General features: G+C 45.3%; 17 protein-coding genes, 1 tRNA gene and 1 pseudogene. 5 read left to right on the forward strand and 14 right to left on the reverse strand.

The genetic code is table 11. From position 1 onward, the window contains the following. Positions 1 to 93 precede the first annotated feature (93 nt). From I2H87_RS12830 to rpsB, 5 genes and pseudogenes are all read right to left on the reverse strand, one after another. On the reverse strand, positions 94 to 1362 hold the full coding sequence (locus I2H87_RS12830; RefSeq protein WP_243273937.1) for an AAA family ATPase: 1269 nt from the start codon (positions 1360 to 1362) through the stop codon (positions 94 to 96). A 231-nt stretch (positions 1363 to 1593) separates the two neighbouring features. Beyond that, positions 1594 to 1974 carry a JAB domain-containing protein gene (locus I2H87_RS12835; RefSeq protein WP_243273938.1) on the reverse strand — a complete coding sequence of 127 codons (381 nt, stop codon included), beginning with the start codon at positions 1972 to 1974 and terminating at the stop codon, positions 1594 to 1596. After that, a pseudogene (locus I2H87_RS12840) lies at positions 1973 to 2307 on the reverse strand (VaFE repeat-containing surface-anchored protein); the annotation flags it as partial. The gene I2H87_RS12835 and the pseudogene I2H87_RS12840, both read right to left, overlap by 2 nt. Positions 2308 to 2660: 353 nt before the next feature. Beyond that, a complete protein-coding gene (gene tsf, locus I2H87_RS12845; RefSeq protein WP_195610227.1) occupies positions 2661 to 3581 on the reverse strand; it encodes a translation elongation factor Ts in 921 nt (306 codons plus the stop codon). Between the two features lie 131 nt (positions 3582 to 3712). After that, positions 3713 to 4459 carry a 30S ribosomal protein S2 gene (gene rpsB, locus I2H87_RS12850; RefSeq protein WP_117551661.1) on the reverse strand — a complete coding sequence of 249 codons (747 nt, stop codon included), beginning with the start codon at positions 4457 to 4459 and terminating at the stop codon, positions 3713 to 3715. A 239-nt stretch (positions 4460 to 4698) separates the two neighbouring features. Between rpsB and I2H87_RS12855 the strand changes: the two genes are divergently transcribed. Continuing rightward, the gene (locus I2H87_RS12855) at positions 4699 to 5067 is read left to right on the forward strand and encodes a VOC family protein (RefSeq protein ID WP_009268671.1); all 369 of its coding nucleotides are present in this window, start codon (positions 4699 to 4701) and stop codon (positions 5065 to 5067) included. 180 nt (positions 5068 to 5247) lie between these two features. Here I2H87_RS12855 and I2H87_RS12860 read toward each other — a convergent pair whose 3' ends face one another. The 4 genes from I2H87_RS12860 to argS form a co-directional block, all read right to left on the reverse strand. Further along, positions 5248 to 6441 carry a coiled-coil domain-containing protein gene (locus I2H87_RS12860; protein WP_009268672.1) on the reverse strand — a complete coding sequence of 398 codons (1194 nt, stop codon included), beginning with the start codon at positions 6439 to 6441 and terminating at the stop codon, positions 5248 to 5250. 262 nt (positions 6442 to 6703) lie between these two features. Beyond that, the gene (locus I2H87_RS12865; RefSeq protein ID WP_009268673.1) at positions 6704 to 7642 is read right to left on the reverse strand and encodes a CPBP family intramembrane glutamic endopeptidase; all 939 of its coding nucleotides are present in this window, start codon (positions 7640 to 7642) and stop codon (positions 6704 to 6706) included. Next, positions 7635 to 8807 carry an alanyl-tRNA editing protein gene (locus I2H87_RS12870; RefSeq protein ID WP_195610228.1) on the reverse strand — a complete coding sequence of 391 codons (1173 nt, stop codon included), beginning with the start codon at positions 8805 to 8807 and terminating at the stop codon, positions 7635 to 7637. Before I2H87_RS12870 ends, I2H87_RS12865 begins: the two co-directional genes overlap by 8 nt. An 8-nt stretch (positions 8808 to 8815) precedes the next feature. Next, positions 8816 to 10582, reverse strand: coding sequence for an arginine--tRNA ligase (gene argS, locus I2H87_RS12875; protein ID WP_022151734.1), 1767 nt, complete (start codon positions 10580 to 10582; stop codon positions 8816 to 8818). Positions 10583 to 10777: 195 nt separating this feature from the next. Here argS and I2H87_RS12880 point away from each other — a divergent pair, with 195 nt between their 5' ends. From I2H87_RS12880 to I2H87_RS12895, 4 genes are all read left to right on the forward strand, one after another. Beyond that, positions 10778 to 11689 (forward strand): deoxyribonuclease IV, encoded by a 912-nt coding sequence (locus I2H87_RS12880; RefSeq protein WP_009268676.1) that lies wholly within the window; start codon positions 10778 to 10780, stop codon positions 11687 to 11689. Positions 11690 to 11859: 170 nt separating this feature from the next. Continuing rightward, the gene (locus tag I2H87_RS12885) at positions 11860 to 12234 is read left to right on the forward strand and encodes a GntR family transcriptional regulator (RefSeq protein ID WP_009268677.1); all 375 of its coding nucleotides are present in this window, start codon (positions 11860 to 11862) and stop codon (positions 12232 to 12234) included. Further along, positions 12231 to 12935: an ABC transporter ATP-binding protein gene (locus I2H87_RS12890; RefSeq protein ID WP_009268678.1), complete on the forward strand. Its 705-nt coding sequence runs from the start codon at positions 12231 to 12233 to the stop codon at positions 12933 to 12935. The genes I2H87_RS12885 and I2H87_RS12890 overlap by 4 nt, the downstream gene beginning before the upstream one ends. Continuing rightward, positions 12929 to 13738, forward strand: coding sequence for a hypothetical protein (locus I2H87_RS12895; protein WP_009268679.1), 810 nt, complete (start codon positions 12929 to 12931; stop codon positions 13736 to 13738). The genes I2H87_RS12890 and I2H87_RS12895 overlap by 7 nt, the downstream gene beginning before the upstream one ends. Before the next feature lie 147 nt (positions 13739 to 13885). Here I2H87_RS12895 and I2H87_RS12900 read toward each other — a convergent pair whose 3' ends face one another. The 5 genes from I2H87_RS12900 to I2H87_RS12920 all read right to left on the reverse strand — a co-directional run bounded on the left by I2H87_RS12900 (position 13886) and on the right by I2H87_RS12920 (position 17840). Next, on the reverse strand, positions 13886 to 14218 hold the full coding sequence (locus I2H87_RS12900; protein WP_009268680.1) for a branched-chain amino acid transporter permease: 333 nt from the start codon (positions 14216 to 14218) through the stop codon (positions 13886 to 13888). After that, positions 14209 to 14907: an AzlC family ABC transporter permease gene (locus tag I2H87_RS12905; protein ID WP_009268681.1), complete on the reverse strand. Its 699-nt coding sequence runs from the start codon at positions 14905 to 14907 to the stop codon at positions 14209 to 14211. The genes I2H87_RS12900 and I2H87_RS12905 overlap by 10 nt, the downstream gene beginning before the upstream one ends. Positions 14908 to 14992: 85 nt before the next feature. Further along, positions 14993 to 15064: transfer RNA gene (locus I2H87_RS12910), tRNA-Arg, on the reverse strand. Between the two features lie 140 nt (positions 15065 to 15204). Continuing rightward, positions 15205 to 16152 (reverse strand): tRNA dihydrouridine synthase, encoded by a 948-nt coding sequence (locus tag I2H87_RS12915; RefSeq protein ID WP_054702914.1) that lies wholly within the window; start codon positions 16150 to 16152, stop codon positions 15205 to 15207. 62 nt (positions 16153 to 16214) lie between these two features. Beyond that, a complete protein-coding gene (locus I2H87_RS12920) occupies positions 16215 to 17840 on the reverse strand; it encodes a Na/Pi cotransporter family protein (protein WP_009268683.1) in 1626 nt (541 codons plus the stop codon). Between the last annotated feature and the right edge of the window lie 84 nt (positions 17841 to 17924).

A 17924-nucleotide genomic window follows, 5' to 3' on the forward strand; every position in this document is an offset into this window, starting at 1 on the left:
TTTAAGAAGTACCGCTTTATAGCGGACCAGTAACAATGCTTGCGATACCCGCCCTTTTGGGCGAGCATGTAACCGGCCCTTATTAGGGCCAATTCAAACCACCACTTGAAGTGGTGGTAATGACTTAGAGCTTGCATTTTCTGCGTTACGTTCTACAAACCAGATTTCGTCTCTCCTAAATATAGCCTGATCCATAATGGATGATTCATGTGTGGTAAACAATAGCTGCATACGCTGCTCATCATGTAACTGCATAAACAATTGCAAAAATCGCTCTGTCAGCTTCGGATGTAAGCTTCTCTCCAATTCATCCACAACATAAAGAACATCTTCTCGTTTATTCAACAGCATATCCATCAAATCAAATAATCTTCTTGTTCCATCTGATTCTTCATCAAATCCAAACTCATAAAATGACTTATTATGATGCAACCGGATTGTTGTGACCTTCGGTTCAGAATGTCCTTCAACTTCGATATTAAAGAAAGTTTCCTTCGACCTCATCGTCATTCTGAATGATGGTTCTTCCTGCTCTTCCATTCTATTTTTTACATGCTGCATCAGCTTATCAAATACTGATTTTGGCAATGCATTTGATAACTCATCCAATGTAATTTCTTCTATTTTCACCTGGCTGATACCCGTATCAAATGTTTTGATCAATTTGTTAATCAGCTTCAGCGAATTATCATCATAATAATATTCCAAATCAATCAATGGCGTATCCGGTGTGATAATCGAAATATGATTCTGAATCCAATCATATACATCTCGAAAGAACAATAATTTAGATCGTGTGCTATATTTTTTCCCGCGATTCATTTCTGTCAGGAACAAAGATGTTTCATTTCCTTCAAAATCATCTGCATAGGTTTCAAATTTATTTTTTTCTGTGTTTGTCAGCGTAATGCCATCATTTAACACCGGACGTTTGCTTCCTTCTCGTTCAAAGAGACATTTTGCTGAACCATTCTGATATAATTCATATAACCATTCTCCGGTTACTTTTCGTCTGCTTAAAACTGCAGAAAAACCATAGGCATAAAATTTGTCACCTACAGTAATCTGAATTTCAAAACTACTTTCTCGTTCCTTATTCTCTTTCCGATTCTTACAAAACATCTGTGTAGCTTCTATCGGAATACCATTGCAGACACTATCTTTAAAAAATTTAAAGAACAATGCCAGATTGGTCTTTCCAGATGCATTTGCTCCATAAACTACTGCATATTTTAATAACTGGGTACTTTTTATCTTTAACCTGTGATTTGCATTTGTTCGTATTTTATTTGAGGAAATCATTGTCAGCTCTGCTGCTTTATCAAAAGATTTAAAATTTTCAACACTTACTTTTACTAACATTCTTATACACCTCCACCTTTATTATATGTTTTACTCTTCTCTCAATCAATATATATTCTTATTTAGAGATTTTTTCGTTATATATTGTTTCTTTTTTCTATTTTTAACAATTTTATTTTGAGTTATGCATATAATATCAATGTATAAGTCAGCTTTTCGTAGCGACACTATTTTAATAATGCCGCTACATGAAATATTACAATAAATAAAAACTTCTAATTCTTTTTTCTTCTATCTCTCCCAATCCATCCTTCCTGTCATATTCAGCATCTTTCCATTAGTTCCACCGACAATGATATGATCCAGCAATTCTATTCCCAATAGCTGTCCACACTTCTGCCGCTTTCTCGTAACAATCATATCCTCTTTTGATGGTTTCACATTACCACTGGGATGATTATGAAGTCCGATAATTGCAGAAGCATTTGCCAGAATACTGCTCTTAAAAACTTCCATGGGAATTACTAATGATGCATTGATTGTTCCCACACTAACCAGATTCATATTGATTATCTGTCCATTATTTTTCATATTCAGGATACAAAATACTTCTCTGTCATATTGAGATAACTCCTTCGCCATCAATTCTACAACAGCCTGTGGACTATCCAATATCTGCTCCTCCAAGAGTGCTGCCGTCGAAAGTAAACTCAATCTGCACTTCCATTTTTCCCTTATCAGCAATAAATTCATAATCATTGGTAACTTCTTTTCCATCAATGAGCAGCTTTGTATTTTCTGCCTTAATCATCTGCCCGCCAGACAACTTATAGTTCGTACCGATTCCAATCCATCTAAAGTAACCGTATCCACAATTGTCAAATCTTTTCCAGCTTCGATTTCTTTCTTACCATTCTTATCAGTTGCTGTGGTATGAATCGAAATCTTTCGCTCCGAAATCAGTACTGTCTGTCATTCATCGTCAATGTCCTTATGTTCTACAATTCCTAATTCCCTTTTCATTTGCACACCTCCGCAACTTCTAATTTGTTTATTTCTGTCATTCTATCACATTCCCTAGCCTTTAGCATTACTTTTCTCAAAAATTTAAGGACATATTGTACTTACACAATATGCCCTCAATCACTCACAGCGTTCCCTTTCTATTTTAAACAACAAGCACATTCCTCGTTAAGAGGTTGGGTAAATTTCTTTACCCAATACCCTACCCAATCTGTACCCAAAATAGCACGATATTTTGTGAGATTTTACAGTAGTTTATAACACTTGTCAAAATAGCCAGAAACCGCTTAAATACGCTATTTAATTCGCTTTTTACCAGTCTTACGATTGATAAATTAGTTTCCCATCTGTGCAGCTACTTCTGCAGCAAAATCTTCCTGTTTCTTCTCCAGACCTTCGCCTGTCTCGAAACGAACGAATTTCTTAACTGTTACGTTTGCACCGTTCTCTTTTGCAACTTTCTCTACATATTTTGTAACTGTCAGATCGCTGTCCTGAACGTATGTCTGGTCTAACAGACAGATCTCTTTCATCTCTTTGTTCAGACGTCCGATGATCATCTTCTCGATGATGTTGTCCGGTTTCTCCGGATTCTCTTTCTTAGCCTGAGCAAGAAGAATCTCTTTCTCATGATCCATGTATTCCTGAGATACTTCTGCACGGGATACATACTTCGGATACATCGCCGCTACCTGCATAGCTACATTTCTTAAGCATCCTTTGATCTCATCATTCACTACGTCTGTCTCAGCTTCGATCAGAACACCGATACGTCCGCCGCCGTGGATGTAAGATACAACACATCCGTCTGTCACGATCTTCTCAAATCTTCTGATGCTCAAGTTCTCTCCGATCACTGCGATCTTCTCTACCAGAGCGTCTTTTACAGTCTTGCTCGGATCAGCTGCCCATACCTCTGCCATGAAAGCATCCATGTCTGCCGCATCGCTGTCTGCTGCCTGGTTAGCAACTTCCTCAACGAATCCCTGGAACTCTGCGTTCTTTGCTACGAAGTCTGTCTCAGAGTTAACTTCTACGATTGCTGCTACTTTATCATCTTTTACAACAGTTTTAACGATACCCTCTGCTGCGATTCTTCCAGCTTTTTTCTCAGCTTTTGCCTGTCCGTTCTTTCTCAGGTATTCAACTGCTGCATCCATATCTCCGTTTGTTTCGTTCAGAGCTTTTTTGCAGTCCATCATGCCTGCGCCTGTCATTTCTCTCAGTTCTTTTACCATGCTTGCTGTGATTGCCATGATTGTGTCCTCCTCAACATTTTTTCAGTTTCACATCAACTCAAAATAATCCCCACGGACTATTTTCGCATACATTCAACTAAAAATGCCCCAGCCTGTACCTTTAACAGGCTGAAGCATTCAAGTCGTTCTTACTCTTCTACAGCCTCTTCAGCTACTGCTTCCTCAGCATCTTCATAATATGCTTCTTCTGCTGCTCCCTGATTTGCTTCGATAACAGCATCAGCCATCTTAGAAACGATCAGTTTCACTGCTCTGATAGCGTCATCGTTACCCGGGATTACATAATCCAGTTCTTCCGGATCACAGTTTGTATCACAAATACCGATCAACGGAATTCCCAGTGTATGTGCTTCCTGAACACAGATTCTTTCTTTCTTCGGATCAACTACGAAGATTGCGTCCGGGATTCTCTTCATCTCTTTGATACCGCCAAGGTTCTTCTCAAGTTTATCCCATTCTTTTTTGATCTCGATAACTTCTTTCTTCGGCAGTACGTCAAATGTTCCGTCCTCAGCCATTCTCTCGATATCTTTCAGTCTCTGGATACGGCTCTGGATCGTCTTGAAGTTTGTCAGCATACCTCCAAGCCATCTCTCGTTAACATAGAACATTCCGCAGCGCTCAGCCTCTGTTCTGATCGCATCCTGTGCCTGTTTCTTTGTTCCTACGAACAGGATCGTGCCGCCCTCAGCTGCGATATCAGCAACTGCCTGGTATGCATTGTCAACCATTCCTACGGATTTCTGCAGATCGATGATGTAGATTCCGTTTCTCTCTGTGTAGATGTACGGAGCCATCTTAGGGTTCCATCTTCTTGTCTGATGTCCAAAATGAACACCGGCTTCCAACAGCTGTTTCATTGAAATAACGCTCATGTTTCTTCCTCCAATTGGTTTTAATCTTCCGCATACTGTTCCCTGTCTCCAAACCGTCCTGCCTCGCAGGATTAGGCACCTGTGGAGTTGCCTGTATGCGTGTTTTTTTGCAACGTTCACATTTTATCATAACCATCCTGTAATTGCAAGGCTTTTCCCTATAATTTTCTTGTGATAGAATGGATACGATTATCACAAACACTGCATTCAGCAACAAGATTGCAGAAAGGAGTACAGTCATGAACTTTACATTTGCACATAACAACCTGAACGTATTCGATCTCGACAGATCTCTCTCTTTTTACAAGGAAGCTTTGGGATTGACCGAGACAAGACGGAAAGATGCCGAAGACGGCAGTTTTACGCTCGTATATCTCGGAGACGGCGCAACGCCGCACCTTTTGGAACTCACATGGCTCAGAGACATGGATCGCCCGTATGAACTCGGAGACAATGAGATCCATCTCGCATTTGAGGTCGATGATTTTGACGCTGCCCTTGCGAAACACAAAGAGATGGGATGTGTCTGCTTCGAGAATCCGGCAATGGGAATTTATTTCATCGAAGATCCTGACGGATACTGGCTGGAGATCGTACCTGCGAAATAATCCATATACCATTCAAGTCTGTGATCAGATATCAACTATCAGCAAATCCAAAACAGCCGCTTCCCGAATCTCACGATCCAGGAAATGGCTGTCTCTTTTGTATTTCGCAAAGTCTTCTGTACTTTAAATATTCTTCTGTACGTTACATATTCTTTTGTACTTTATCTATGTAAAAAATCTTTAGTAGCGAACATAAATCATACCGCTCTGAACCGGTCCTACAATGACACCAACTCCATATGTGGCTGCATGGATCATCTGACCTCCGCCGATATAGATACCGCAGTGATCTGCATTTACACATACATCCCCCGGCTGCGGATCGCTTACCTGCGGCCATGTCAAAAATGTGTAGGTTGTCCCAAGTCTGCTATAAGCGCCTGTCAGACAGTAGGATACGAATCCCGAACAGTCAAACGCTCCCGGAGAGCACGCTCCCCATACATATTCCGCATTGCCGACCCAGCTATATGCCCGGTCTACGATCGCATTCCCTGTATTCACATCATAATTCGGCTGTGGTGCCGGATCCGGTTCCGGTGTCGGAGCTGTGTTTCCGCCTGCATCCGGCGTCGGAGTCTCTTCCGGTGCCGGAGTATTCGTTGTTCCGCCGCTGTTCGTTCCCGTACCACCGCCTGCCGGGTTATTATTATTCACCTGATTCTGCTTTGCCGCTTCCTCAGCCGCTTTCTGCTCTGCCGCCGCTTTTGCCTGTGATGCCTCCACAGCAACACGAGCCGCTTCCTGAATCATGGAATCCAGATTTGCGATCTCGGAACTTTTGGAATTGATCGTATTGTTCAATTCTTCCGACTGCGACTGATACTGGCTTTCCAGACTCTGCAGATTCGCACGATCCGTCTCCAATGTCTGTTTCAGTTCTGCGACCTCATTGACAGTCTCCTGATAAACTTCCAGCTGATCTCTGTCATACTCATGTACTTTCTGTACATACTCAGCCTGCGTTAAAACTTCTGCGATACTTCCGGAAGAAAGGATTCTCTCAAGTGCGGATCCTTCGCCTTCCTCATACATATATTTGATACGAAGCTTCAGATCTTCATACTGCTGCTGTTCTTTTTCTTCTGCCACCTGCAAATCTGCCTCAGCCTGTGTGATCTTCTGACCATTCTCGATCAACTGGGTCTCCAGTTCATTCATCTTCGTCATCAAAGAGTTCAGCTGATTCTGTAAAGCACTGACTTCTCCCTGTGCACTGGCTTTCTGAGATTCGAGATTTGCCTGGTTCGCTGCTGCCTGATCTGCCGCTGCTGTTGCCTCTTCTACGGTCGGTGCCGCCAGTACCGGCGTTACGATCATAGAACACGACAAAGCAAGTACAAGCAGGATACTGCGTACTTTCTTAAATTTCATTTTTCCACCTGTCCTTATACAATTAATTATCTATGTCCCCACATATCTGCTTCATCATACAACATTTCCCAAAACTTTTCAATCTTTTTACTAAAAAAAGCAAAATACGCGGGATTCTTATTATCACTGTTTACTATTCAAACAGCATTATACTAGAACTCCGCATATTTTGCAATAAGTTTTTAACATTTTTGTAACAGTTTTTAAAGCTGTTTTTGCAGCTTCTTCCAAGCATTTTGCAGTAGTTTATCTTCGCCCCTCTTTATTGCCATCCTGTCGGTTCGTCCGGCGGCTGTGGCGTCCGCTGCTCTTTTCCGATCCGGTTATCCGAACACTTTTGGATATTCACAAACACGACCGCTCCGACAAACGCACAGCCGATCACACCGAATGCAAGACGTCCCGGCGACATGCAAAGCCAGGTTAAAAGCCCTGCTTTTGTAGCGATAAGCGATACCATATTGATCGTAATATGAAGCAGCACCGACGCTTTCAAAGATCCGAATTTCTCATAGGCATAACACAGGAACATTCCAAGTGCGAGCGCATACACCATCTGGATCATATTGCCATGGATCATGGAGAAAAAGAGGGAAGACCAGATCGCCGCCCGGTAAAATCCCATTTGCTCCCGGCAGCGTCCAAACAGCACACCGCGGAACATCAATTCTTCCGCCAGCGGTGTGACAATTCCCAATCCTACGATCTGCACGGCAAATGCTGCCGAATAAAATACATCCGACGCCTGCTGATAGGATGGATCCACAAACGCAAGCTGGCTCATCGCGATCAGCATATTTGCCCCTATACAAAATACAACGCCAAATAATACGATCCACAGATATTTCGGCAAAGCTGCTTTTTCCTGATCGAACAACGGATTTTTAACGTCCGGCTTATGCCCTCTCCGAAACAGGAACCAAGTCAGCGGAATTGTGCAAAGGGCCGCAAATGTCATGATCTCCACCTGATACTGCATAAAGATCTCCACTGCTTTCATATACATCGGAAGCATAGCCTCCTGCATTTGTTCCTGCGACTCCCATTCCAGAGAACCGCCCCCCGCACTGACAATTTCCATTGCATGCGGGATCATCACAAAAAGTTCCCCGATCATTTGTGCCCCAAACTCTATGATCCAATACAAAAACAACGGTCCGGCGAAATACAGGAAACCTCGTCTCTGCGGTGATCTATTCATCTTTCAACATCCTCGCTTTCTTCTGTATCCACGCCCTCAATTCCTCTTCTTTTCCATGAAGAGTTCCTTGCACCATCTCCGGCTTTCCGCCGCCTCTTCCTCCAAATTCTGCATTCAGCTCCCGCACCAGTTCCCGCAGGGAGAACACACGGCTGCCGATCACATAACGGTATGCGCCCTCCTTGCCGCCGCAAAATACCGCGCACAGGGCGTGTCCCTGATCCAGTACCTGATTCATCAGCAGACGGGGAGCTTCTCCCTCCAGCTCTTCTTCAAACAGACAGACAAACTCCTCGTCATCCGCAATCTCTTTTACCTTATATTTCAGCAATTCCAACTGCTGCTTATGGAGCTTCTGTTTCAACTGTGCGCATTCTTCCTGTAAATGGGCAACTGCTTCCGCAGTCTCATCTTCTTTCGCACAGAGCGCCGCTCCGATCTGTTTCACTGCCGTCAGCTTCCGGTCATAATCCCGAAGCGCTCTGCTGCCACAAAGCATCGTCACACGGACGCCTCCTTTATACCGCTGTACATTGGTCAGCTTGATCAGTCCAATCTCACCGGTACGCTTCACATGCGGCGCGCAGCATGCACAGACATCATATCCGGGGACAACGACGATCCGCACCTGTCCCTCGATCTCAATCTTGCTCCGGTATTCCATCGCCGCAAGTTCTTTGTCCGACGGATAGAGGATCTGTACTTCCAGATTCTGAAACACCGCTTCATTTACGCATAATTCAATTTCATGGAGTTCTTCTTTTGTCAACTCTCCGTCGAAATCCATCGTACAGTTTTCACTTCCGAGATGAAATCCTACATTCTTATAATGAAATCTCTCATGCACAAGCCCGGATACGATATGCTCTCCGGAATGCTGCTGCATCTTCATAAAACGTTCCGCCCAGTCGATCTCACCCTCAACACAAGTTCCCGGTTCAATCGCATATTTTGTCTTGTGATAGATTTTCCCATCCTTTTCCTGCACATCCGTCACACAGATCTGATTTAAATGTCCGCGGTCTGCATATTGTCCTCCGCCCTCCGGGAAAAACGCTGTCCGGTCAAGGACGATCTGATACCCCTCCTCATCCGGACAGCATTCCAATACTTGTGCAGAAAATGTTTTCATAAAGCTGTCTTCATAAAATAACTTCTGCGTCATCTTCTTTTTTACATCCTCTCCGGCGCTTCAAATCCAAGCAGATCGATACAGGTCTCCAGCACCTCTTTTGTCAGCTTCAGAAGCGCGATATATCCGGCACGCTTTTTCTCATCCTCTTCCGTCAGGATCTTTGTCTCATGATAAAATTTGTTGAACGCGTTTGCCGTATCATAAATATACGCGCAGATTTTATGCGGCGCGGTTTCTTCATAAACGGTGTCGATCATATCGTTGAATTTCGCGGTCTCAAGCATCAGCGCTTTCTCAAAATCACTTCCCGCCTCGCAGATGGAGAGTCCGTCCAGAGAAGCGCCGCTCTCGACATATTTATTCAGGATCGACTTGATCCGCACGATCGTATACAGAATATACGGACCTGTATTTCCCTCAAAGGATGTGAAACGATCCACATCAAACACATAATCTTTGGACGCCTGATTGGAGAGATCTCCGTATTTGATCGCCGCAAGCCCGACTGTCTGCGCCGTCTTCTTCGCCTCTTCTTCGGATACCGTCCGGTTGTCGGTGATCTTTTTGAGCATCTCCTCGTTGATCTCACGGATCAGATTTTCCAGACGCATCACACCGCCCTCTCTTGTCTTGAACGGTTTGCCGTCTTTTCCGTTCATCGTACCGAATCCGAGGAATTTCAGATCCACATCCGGACGCACGATCCCGGTCTTCTTCGCACAGCGGAATACCTGCACAAAATGAAGTTCCTGCCGCTTGTCCACAACATAGATCACCTCATCCGGCTGATACAGTTCTTCTCTCTCTACGAGCGTCGCAAGATCCGTCGTATCATACAACGCGGCTCCGTCTGATTTCAGGATCATACACGGCGGCACTTCTTTTTTGTCCGTCTCTTCCTGAACATCCACAACAAGCGCGCCCTCATCATAATGAGCAAATCCTTTCTCTTTGAGCATCTCTACCATGCCCGGGATATATTTCTGCGCATCCGCCTCGCCTTTCCAGAGGTCGAATTCCACATTCAGATTCTGATAGTTCTTCTTCAGATCTTCCACAGACACATGCATGATGTGTTTCCAGATCGCCCGGTATCCACGGTGTCCGTTCTGCAGCAAATAGGTTGCTTGCAATGCTTTTTCCCTATATTCTTCATGCTCTTTCGCATATGCGCTTGCTGTCGGATAAATCTCTTCCAGCTCGCCGATCGTAAACGGGGCTTCTTCCGGATACTCTCCCGCAAAGTTTTCGTCAAAATACGGAAGTTCCGGCTGACGTTTCTGCAGTTCGGTGATGATCAGTCCCATCTGGTATCCCCAGTCTCCCAGATGGATATCTCCGATCACTTTATTCCCTTTCAGACGCGCGATCCGTTTGACACTCTCGCCGATGATCGCGGAACGTAAATGTCCGACATGAAGCGGCTTTGCCACGTTCGGTCCGCCGTAATCTACCATGATCGTCTTCGGGTTCACTTCTTTCTCCACGCCAAGCGCCGGATCCTGAGCCATCTCATTCAAATATGCCGCCACATACGCCGGACTTACTTTTAAATTGATAAATCCCGGGTTGACCGCCTCTGCTGTTTCAAAGCATTCGCATCCCTTTAAATGTTCTACTACATCGTTTGCTATCATGATCGGCGCCTTTTTATAAGCTTTTGCGGCTGCCATTGCACCATTACACTGGTACTCGCAAAGATCCGGTCGATTAGACAGAGTCACTTTCGCATAAGACGGATCATAGTCTGCCGCCTGAAACGCCTGCTCCATCTCCGCAGTAATAAGATTCAGCAATGTTTTCATATCTTCACTCCTTCTCAGAGAAATCGCTTCCAACTCTCTTTCTTAAATCTCTTCTTTTCCTTTGCTATTTTATCATCTATAATAGTTTCTAGCAAGTTGAAAAATATTGTTGAGGATGCCCCGTTCCGGAGTCTTGCTTTCCCCTTGATCCGGGGAATTTCCGGCACGAAAAGGCATCCGGAAAGGATACAGGATATGAAACCATTAAAAATCGGATCCCATGTCGGCATGAGCGGAAAAGAGATGCTGCTCGGCTCAGTCAAAGAAGCCGTCTCCTACGGTGCCAACACATTTATGTTTTATACCGGTGCACCGCAGAATACCCGCCGGAAAGAATTAAGTGAACTGAATATCGAACCGGCCTGGGAATATATGAAAGAACACGGCATCGATGAGATCGTCGTGCATGCCCCTTACATCATCAACCTTGGAAATTCCGTCAAACCGGAAACCTTTGAACTGGCAGTCGAATTTCTGAACAAAGAGATCCAGCGTACGGTCGCATGCAAAAGCCACACGTTGATCCTCCATCCGGGCGCACATGTGGGAGCCGGAGCAGAAGCCGGCACAAAGCAGATCATCAAAGGATTGAACGAAGTGCTGACTGCCGGCACAGACTGCTGTATCGCGCTGGAAACCATGGCCGGAAAGGGTTCTGAAATCGGACGGACTTTTGAGGAGCTGGCACGGATCTACGATGGCGTCGTTTACAACGACAAACTCCGCGTCTGTTTCGATACCTGCCACACGAACGACAGCGGCTACGATATTGTCCATCAGTTCGATGACGTCATCGGAGAATTCGACCGGATCCTCGGAAAAGATCAGATTGCCGTCTTCCATATCAACGACAGTAAAAATCCACGCGGTGCTGCCAAAGACCGTCATGCCAATATCGGCTTCGGAGAGATCGGTTTTGACGCGCTTCATTATATTGTGACACATAAAGACTTTGAAAATGTCCCGAAGATTCTGGAGACGCCGTATATCCCGGATCCCGAGAACAAGAAAAAGTCTTATGCGCCTTATAAATATGAAATCGAAATGCTGCGCAGCGGAACATTTTGCCCGGATCTCCCCGAACAGATTTTGCGCGCTTTCTCTTGACAAATCTGAGGAATGACCATATTATTGTATTATATAGTTAATACAGCTTTCTGTGAGAACTGCCGAGAAGCGCTCCAGTATGCACTGGAGCGCTTCCCGGCAGCAAGTCTCGCAGATGCGCAGATGCGGGACTTTAAATCGAACGAATTTTAGAAAATGAGGTGAATTTGATGCCATGGGATTTAGAAAATGACCGACCAATTTACCTGCAGCTTATGGAACGAATCCAGCAAGATATCATCAAGGGAGTTTATCAACCTGGCGGTAAGATCCCTTCCGTGCGCGAACTTGCGCTGGAAGCCGCCGTCAATCCAAATACAATGCAGAAAGCACTGTCCGAACTGGAACGCAGCGGACTCGTCTATTCTCAAAGAACAAGCGGACGTTTTATTACCGAAGACAAAAAGCTTCTGAGTCATATGAAAAGTGAACTGGCAAAAACACATATCCACGATTTCTTTACAAGCATGAGACAACTTGGTTTTTGCGATGAAGAAATCCTCGAACTTGTCACGGAAGCGATAAAAAAGGAGACAGAACAATGAATGAGAACGTAATACTTGAGTGTCAGTCTCTGACCAAAAAATACGGCAATTTTTATGCCTTATCCAATCTGGATCTGACACTGGAAAAAGGACAGATCGTAGGACTTTTAGGTCCCAACGGAAGCGGCAAGACCACACTGATCAAGCTCATCAACGGGCTGCTCACGCCGACTGCCGGTCAGGTCATGATCCGACAGATGGCGCCCTCTCCGGCAACGAAAAAGATCGTTTCCTATCTTCCTGAACGCAGTTACATCAATCCGCATATGAAAGTACAGGAGATGCTGACGTACTTTGCAGCATTTTATGATGATTTCAGTCTGGAAACAGCAACCGGCATGCTCCGCGACCTTGAGATTGATCCATCCATGAGACTTCGCGCGCTTTCCAAGGGGACAAAAGAAAAAGTACAGCTGATCCTCGTCATGAGCCGCGACGCCCAGCTTTACATTTTAGACGAGCCGATCGGCGGTGTCGATCCGGCTGCACGGGATTATATTCTAAGGATGATCCTGAAAAATTACAACGAAGACGCAACACTTTTGATTTCCACACATCTGATCACAGATATTGAAAATATCCTGGATCGGGTACTGTTTATCCAGAACGGACAGCTTGCGCTCAACGCTTCTGTCGATGAGATCCGTACCGACCGTGGAAAATCTGTGGACAGCCTGTTCCGGGAGGTGTTCAAATGTTAAAAAAACTGATCAAATACGACTTGAAATATGGTGCAAAAATCTTTATCGTCATCCATGCTCTGCTGTGGATCGCAGCGATCTTCGGACGTGTTTTCTTCCTGGATCGGATCGATTTTGACGCGCCTACCGAACAACTTGTATCCGTACTGGTTTTGTTCTTCTCCGCATTTGTCCTGTTATTCAGCGTAGTTTCTCTGGCAACCGCCCTGCTGATCGCCGCCAGGTTTTATAAAAATCTGTTTACGGACGAGGGCTACCTGACCTGGACGCTTCCGGCTTCCCCGGTACAGCAGCTTTGGGCAAAGATCCTCTCCGGATGCATCTGGAACATCCTGGATCTGATCCTGTTGTATTCGGCTACATATTTTATGTGGATTTCCCCGAACGTACAAAATGCCTATCGGATGATCGCAGCGGAATTTACAGCCTCCCTCGGCATGCCGCTTTCAAAATTTTTCCTGCTGATGGTCCTGTTATCCATCATCGGCGTCGGCAGCAATGTGTTGATGCTTTATGCCAGTATTTCCATCGGTCAGCTTTTTCCGGCGCATCGGCTTTTACTCAGCGTGATCGTCTACTTTATTTTTTACATGATCATTTACGCACTCAGCATGGGCGCGCTTATCATCTTCAAGCTGCTGCCCGGAATTGCCTTGTCCGCAAATACGGTCAATGAAGCCGCTTCCATGTCAACCTATTTAACCGGGACGTTTCTGATCAGTCTTGTGCTTTCAGCCGTCATGGCAGTCATACAATATGTGATCACCCATCTGATCCTGACAAGAAAGCTGAATCTGATCTGATCTTTCACACAAAGCAGTTCCTCAGATCCATTGACCGGACTGCTTTGTCACAACAGACAAAAGCTTCCGTAAAAGAGTTTTCTCATCCAATCCTCTTTTACGGAAGCTTTTTTGTTTCCCGCTTTTTATTTTTATGATCCGGACATATTAAAATACCGTCTGCACAAGAACCATATATAAAATCGTCCCGCCTCCGATACTCAGCAGATTGTTCCGTTTCCACAAATGCAGTGCCACTACCGTTCCTGCTGCGATCAACTCCGGCAGCCCATGCGGCGCCGTCATCACCGGCGTATCTTTCAGACAATACACGACCAACATTCCGATCACCGCCGGGGTCAGCACACTTCCAAGATATTCTATCGTCTTCGGAATCGCCTTTCCTTTTGGAAATACAAGGAACGGCAGCGCTCTCGTCGCAAACGTCGTTACCGCAACCGTCAGAATGATCGCCAAAGATACTCCCACACTTACCGGCATGTTTCCACCTCCAGACGTTTTCTCAATAAAAATAAAATCCCGATACATACGATCATCGTCGGCAGGACAAAACTTCCGCTTCCGAAGATCTGCAGGCATACGACCGCTGATACAACGCCGATCAACGCAGGAATCCGGTTCTTTTTCTCCATCCACTGTTCCAAAAAGATCACGATAAACAATGCGGTCATTGCAAACTCGATCCCCTCGGCATTAAACGGCAGAACACTTTTTAATACGCCGCCGATAAAAGAACCGATCACCCAATAACTCTGATCCAGGATCGCGATCGCAAACAAAAATTTTTCCTCATCCACTTCCTCCGGCACTTTTGTCGTACACAGAAGAGAATACGTTTCATCGGTCAGTCCGAAGATCATATACCAGCGCTTCTTCCCCATACGGTTGAATTTCCCAAGCAGCGATAAACCGTAAAACACATGACGGATATTCACCATCAATGTCATGAAGATCACCTGAAAAAACGAAATCCCCGGAACAAAGAACCGGACTGCCAGATACTGTCCCGAACCAGCATAGACAAGCAGACTCATAAGAACCGCCCACCATGCGGAATATCCTTTTTCCGCATACATCACTCCAAACGCAATCCCGATAAACAAGTATCCTGTCAGCACCGGGATCGTATACGGAAACGCCTTTTTAAATGCATTTTTATAACCGTGCAATTTCCTCGCCCCTCAACTTTTTATAAACTTTTCTCTTTATCACTTTTTCACTTCACAGAAGTAAAGTGTATGCGCATAAAAAATACACGTCTGGGCGGAGTCGAACCGCCGCACATGCCTCCGGAGGGCATCGCTCTATCCACTGAGCTACAGACGTATAATCTTTACCGTTCAAAAATCTTAACGATCACTGAACGCATCATTTATATTAGCACATACGCACCAAAAAGTAAAGAGGTTTTTTTATCAGTTTTTCAGTATCAGTTTTTCGGTCCCGGTTTTCGTGCCACAGATTTCCTACCGGGAATCTATAGCAAGATCCTGTTCCGAAAACAAGGCTTCCACCGCTGCCTCATAAGCATACAGCCGTTCGGATTTTTTGATCTTCTTGGCATATTTTTCATAGTGTGTAAATGCTGGCGCCAAAAATCCCCAGAACTCTTTCATTTTAAACAGGATCGTCTTATCTCCGCTCAGCACGTTCTGATATCCGAGATATACTTTGTCATGGTAAGCTTTCAATTCCTCTTTCCGAAGCTTTTCTCCCGTCTTGATCTGCCTTGTCAGCCCCGGATCCATCAAAAGCCCTCTCCCGATCATCACCGTGTCCACATCCGGGAATTGTTCCGTAAATGTTTTATAATCCGCGTAAGAAAACAGATCGCCGTTGTAGCAGATCGGATTTTTGCTGTTTTTCATCACCTCGGCAAACACCTCCAGATTCGGATGGTTTTTATAAAAATCCTGCTGTACCCGCGGATGGACGATCAGCTCTTTCATCGGATATCGATTGTAGATTTCCAGAATCTTTTCAAATTCTTCCGGCTGCTCTTTTCCGATCCGCGTCTTGACCGAGATTTCTGTCTCCGTTTCAGAAAAAATCTTATCCAGAAACCGGTCCAGTTCTTCCGGAAATGCCAAAAAACCGGATCCGCGTCCTTTTGTCACTACGGTCTTGGACGGACATCCCAGATTCAAATTGATCTCCGTGTATCCATACTGGGAAAGTTTTTTCGCCGTACGCAGAAAATCTTCCGCGCAGTTCGTCAAAATCTGCGGAACTGCGTACATCCCCTGATTATTTTCCGGCAGGATATCCTGCCGTTCCCTGCTGCTCAAATGTCCGTGCTGGTTCGGATTGATAAACGGGATAAAATATTTGTCCACACAGTCAAAACAACTGTGAAAGGCATTGCGGAACACATATCCTGTGATTCCCTCCAGTGGCGCGGCATATATTTTCATATGTTTCTCCTCTTCTTTACGACTCTTCTTTACAACTCTTCCTTACGACAAAATGAGATGGCTTACGCCATCTCATCATATAACTGCGCCACGTTCAGCGCGTAATCTCCGATCCGTTCAAAATCGGTCAGCATCTCAGAGAACATAATTCCGCACTCTGCTTTGCTTTCTCCTTTTTTCGCACGTTTGATCTGACGTTTCAGATACTTCTTCTGCATCTCGTCGATCTCTTTTTCACCCTCGGAAACCCGTGCGAGGATTTCTGCTGATTTCGTCTCGTCTTCCAGAGACAAGGCTTCCAACGTCTGGCGGCTGATCTCTTTCATCTTCACGATCTCTTCTTTTTCTTCTTCTGTAAGACGGATCTCCCATTTTTTCATAAACTGGGTGTATTCCGCAATATTGATCGCATGGTCTCCGATCCGTTCCACATTTCCGAGCATCAGATAATAGCTGTTGATACTCTTTGTGTCCCGTTCCGACATTTCCACTGACATCAGACTTACGATATAGCGGGCGATCTCACCGTTCAGATAATCGATATAATCTTCCCGCTCCTGTATCTCTTCCAGCCGTCCCGCGTCTCCTGCGAGCACCGCATCATAACTCTGCTCCACATTCTTTCTTGTTTTTTCGAGCATACGGTCGATCTCACGCTGGATCTGCGAGATCACCACTGCGGCATGTCCCACCGGATAGTTGCTCTCAAACGGACGGATATACATCAGTTTCTGGATCGTCTCTTCCTCTTTTTCATTGTCAGGAAGAATCTTCACGGCAATCTCTGCCAGTTTGTTTCCGAACGGCAGAAGCAATAATGTGGTCACGATGTTAAATGCCGTATGTGTATTGGCGATCTGCGCTACCGGATCTGCTGTGATAGATTCCATCAGCTGTACGAACGGCGTCACCATACATATGATCGTAAATACCGTCGTTCCGATGATATTGAACAGCAGATGGATCACTGTCGTACGTTTGGCATTCGTCTTTGTTCCGATCGAAGCGAGTACGGCTGTGATACAAGTTCCGATATTCTGACCAAACAGAATATACACCGCACTGGACAGCGGGATCATCCCCGTCGCGGCAAGCGCCTGCAAAATACCGACCGATGCGGAAGAAGACTGGATGATCGCGGTAAATACCGCGCCGACGAGAATTCCAAGCAGCGGGTTGGAAAAGCTTGTCATAAAGTCCATGAACATTGCCGAATCCCGGAGCGGCTGCATCGAACTGCTCATCATGTCCATTCCGATGAACAGCACACCGAGTCCCGCAAAAATCTCACTGATATGTCTCGCTTTTTCATTCTTCATAAACATGATGCAGGCAACGCCGAGAAATGCGATCAGCGGCGCGATCGCTCCGATATCAAGTGCGATCAACTGACCGGTGATCGTTGTACCGATGTTGGCTCCCATGATGATCCATACAGCCTGGTTCAGTGTCATCAGTCCCGAGTTTACAAATCCGACTACCATGACAGTCGTTGCGGAAGAAGACTGGATCACCGCCGTGATCACAGCTCCGACCAGAACCGCTTTGATACGGTTGGAAGTCAGTTTCTCGAGGATCTGCTTCATCTTGTTGCCGGCAGCCGTTTCCAGACCGTTGCTCATCATCTGCATTCCGTACAGGAACAACGCCAGTCCGCCAAGCAATGACAGTAAATCTTTCAATTCCATTTTCTCATTCTCCTAAAATCGAATTCTTTTCTCCTTTTTAAACCGGTGCGTTTCCCTTTGGAATCGACACCGGTTCACATTGTA

The sequence above is a fragment of the Mediterraneibacter glycyrrhizinilyticus genome, from assembly GCF_015560805.1.
GTDB classification, from domain to species: Bacteria; Bacillota; Clostridia; order Lachnospirales; family Lachnospiraceae; genus Schaedlerella; species Schaedlerella glycyrrhizinilytica_A.

What these genes read in the sequence shown, in the direction of transcription:
- I2H87_RS12915 (WP_054702914.1), bottom strand. Translation starts at nt 16,152, where the DNA reads ATGAAAATATATGCCGCGCCACTGGAGGGAATCACAGGATATGTGTTC.
- I2H87_RS12870 (WP_195610228.1), bottom strand. Translation starts at nt 8,807, where the DNA reads ATGACGCAGAAGTTATTTTATGAAGACAGCTTTATGAAAACATTTTCT.
- I2H87_RS12920 (WP_009268683.1), bottom strand. Translation starts at nt 17,840, where the DNA reads ATGGAATTGAAAGATTTACTGTCATTGCTTGGCGGACTGGCGTTGTTC.
- I2H87_RS12830 (WP_243273937.1), bottom strand. Translation starts at nt 1,362, where the DNA reads ATGTTAGTAAAAGTAAGTGTTGAAAATTTTAAATCTTTTGATAAAGCA.
- I2H87_RS12895 (WP_009268679.1), top strand. Translation starts at nt 12,929, where the DNA reads ATGTTAAAAAAACTGATCAAATACGACTTGAAATATGGTGCAAAAATC.
- I2H87_RS12900 (WP_009268680.1), bottom strand. Translation starts at nt 14,218, where the DNA reads ATGCCGGTAAGTGTGGGAGTATCTTTGGCGATCATTCTGACGGTTGCG.
- I2H87_RS12855 (WP_009268671.1), top strand. Translation starts at nt 4,699, where the DNA reads ATGAACTTTACATTTGCACATAACAACCTGAACGTATTCGATCTCGAC.
- I2H87_RS12860 (WP_009268672.1), bottom strand. Translation starts at nt 6,441, where the DNA reads ATGAAATTTAAGAAAGTACGCAGTATCCTGCTTGTACTTGCTTTGTCG.
- I2H87_RS12880 (WP_009268676.1), top strand. Translation starts at nt 10,778, where the DNA reads ATGAAACCATTAAAAATCGGATCCCATGTCGGCATGAGCGGAAAAGAG.
- argS (WP_022151734.1), bottom strand. Translation starts at nt 10,582, where the DNA reads ATGAAAACATTGCTGAATCTTATTACTGCGGAGATGGAGCAGGCGTTT.
- tsf (WP_195610227.1), bottom strand. Translation starts at nt 3,581, where the DNA reads ATGGCAATCACAGCAAGCATGGTAAAAGAACTGAGAGAAATGACAGGC.
- I2H87_RS12865 (WP_009268673.1), bottom strand. Translation starts at nt 7,642, where the DNA reads ATGAATAGATCACCGCAGAGACGAGGTTTCCTGTATTTCGCCGGACCG.
- rpsB (WP_117551661.1), bottom strand. Translation starts at nt 4,459, where the DNA reads ATGAGCGTTATTTCAATGAAACAGCTGTTGGAAGCCGGTGTTCATTTT.
- I2H87_RS12890 (WP_009268678.1), top strand. Translation starts at nt 12,231, where the DNA reads ATGAATGAGAACGTAATACTTGAGTGTCAGTCTCTGACCAAAAAATAC.
- I2H87_RS12885 (WP_009268677.1), top strand. Translation starts at nt 11,860, where the DNA reads ATGCCATGGGATTTAGAAAATGACCGACCAATTTACCTGCAGCTTATG.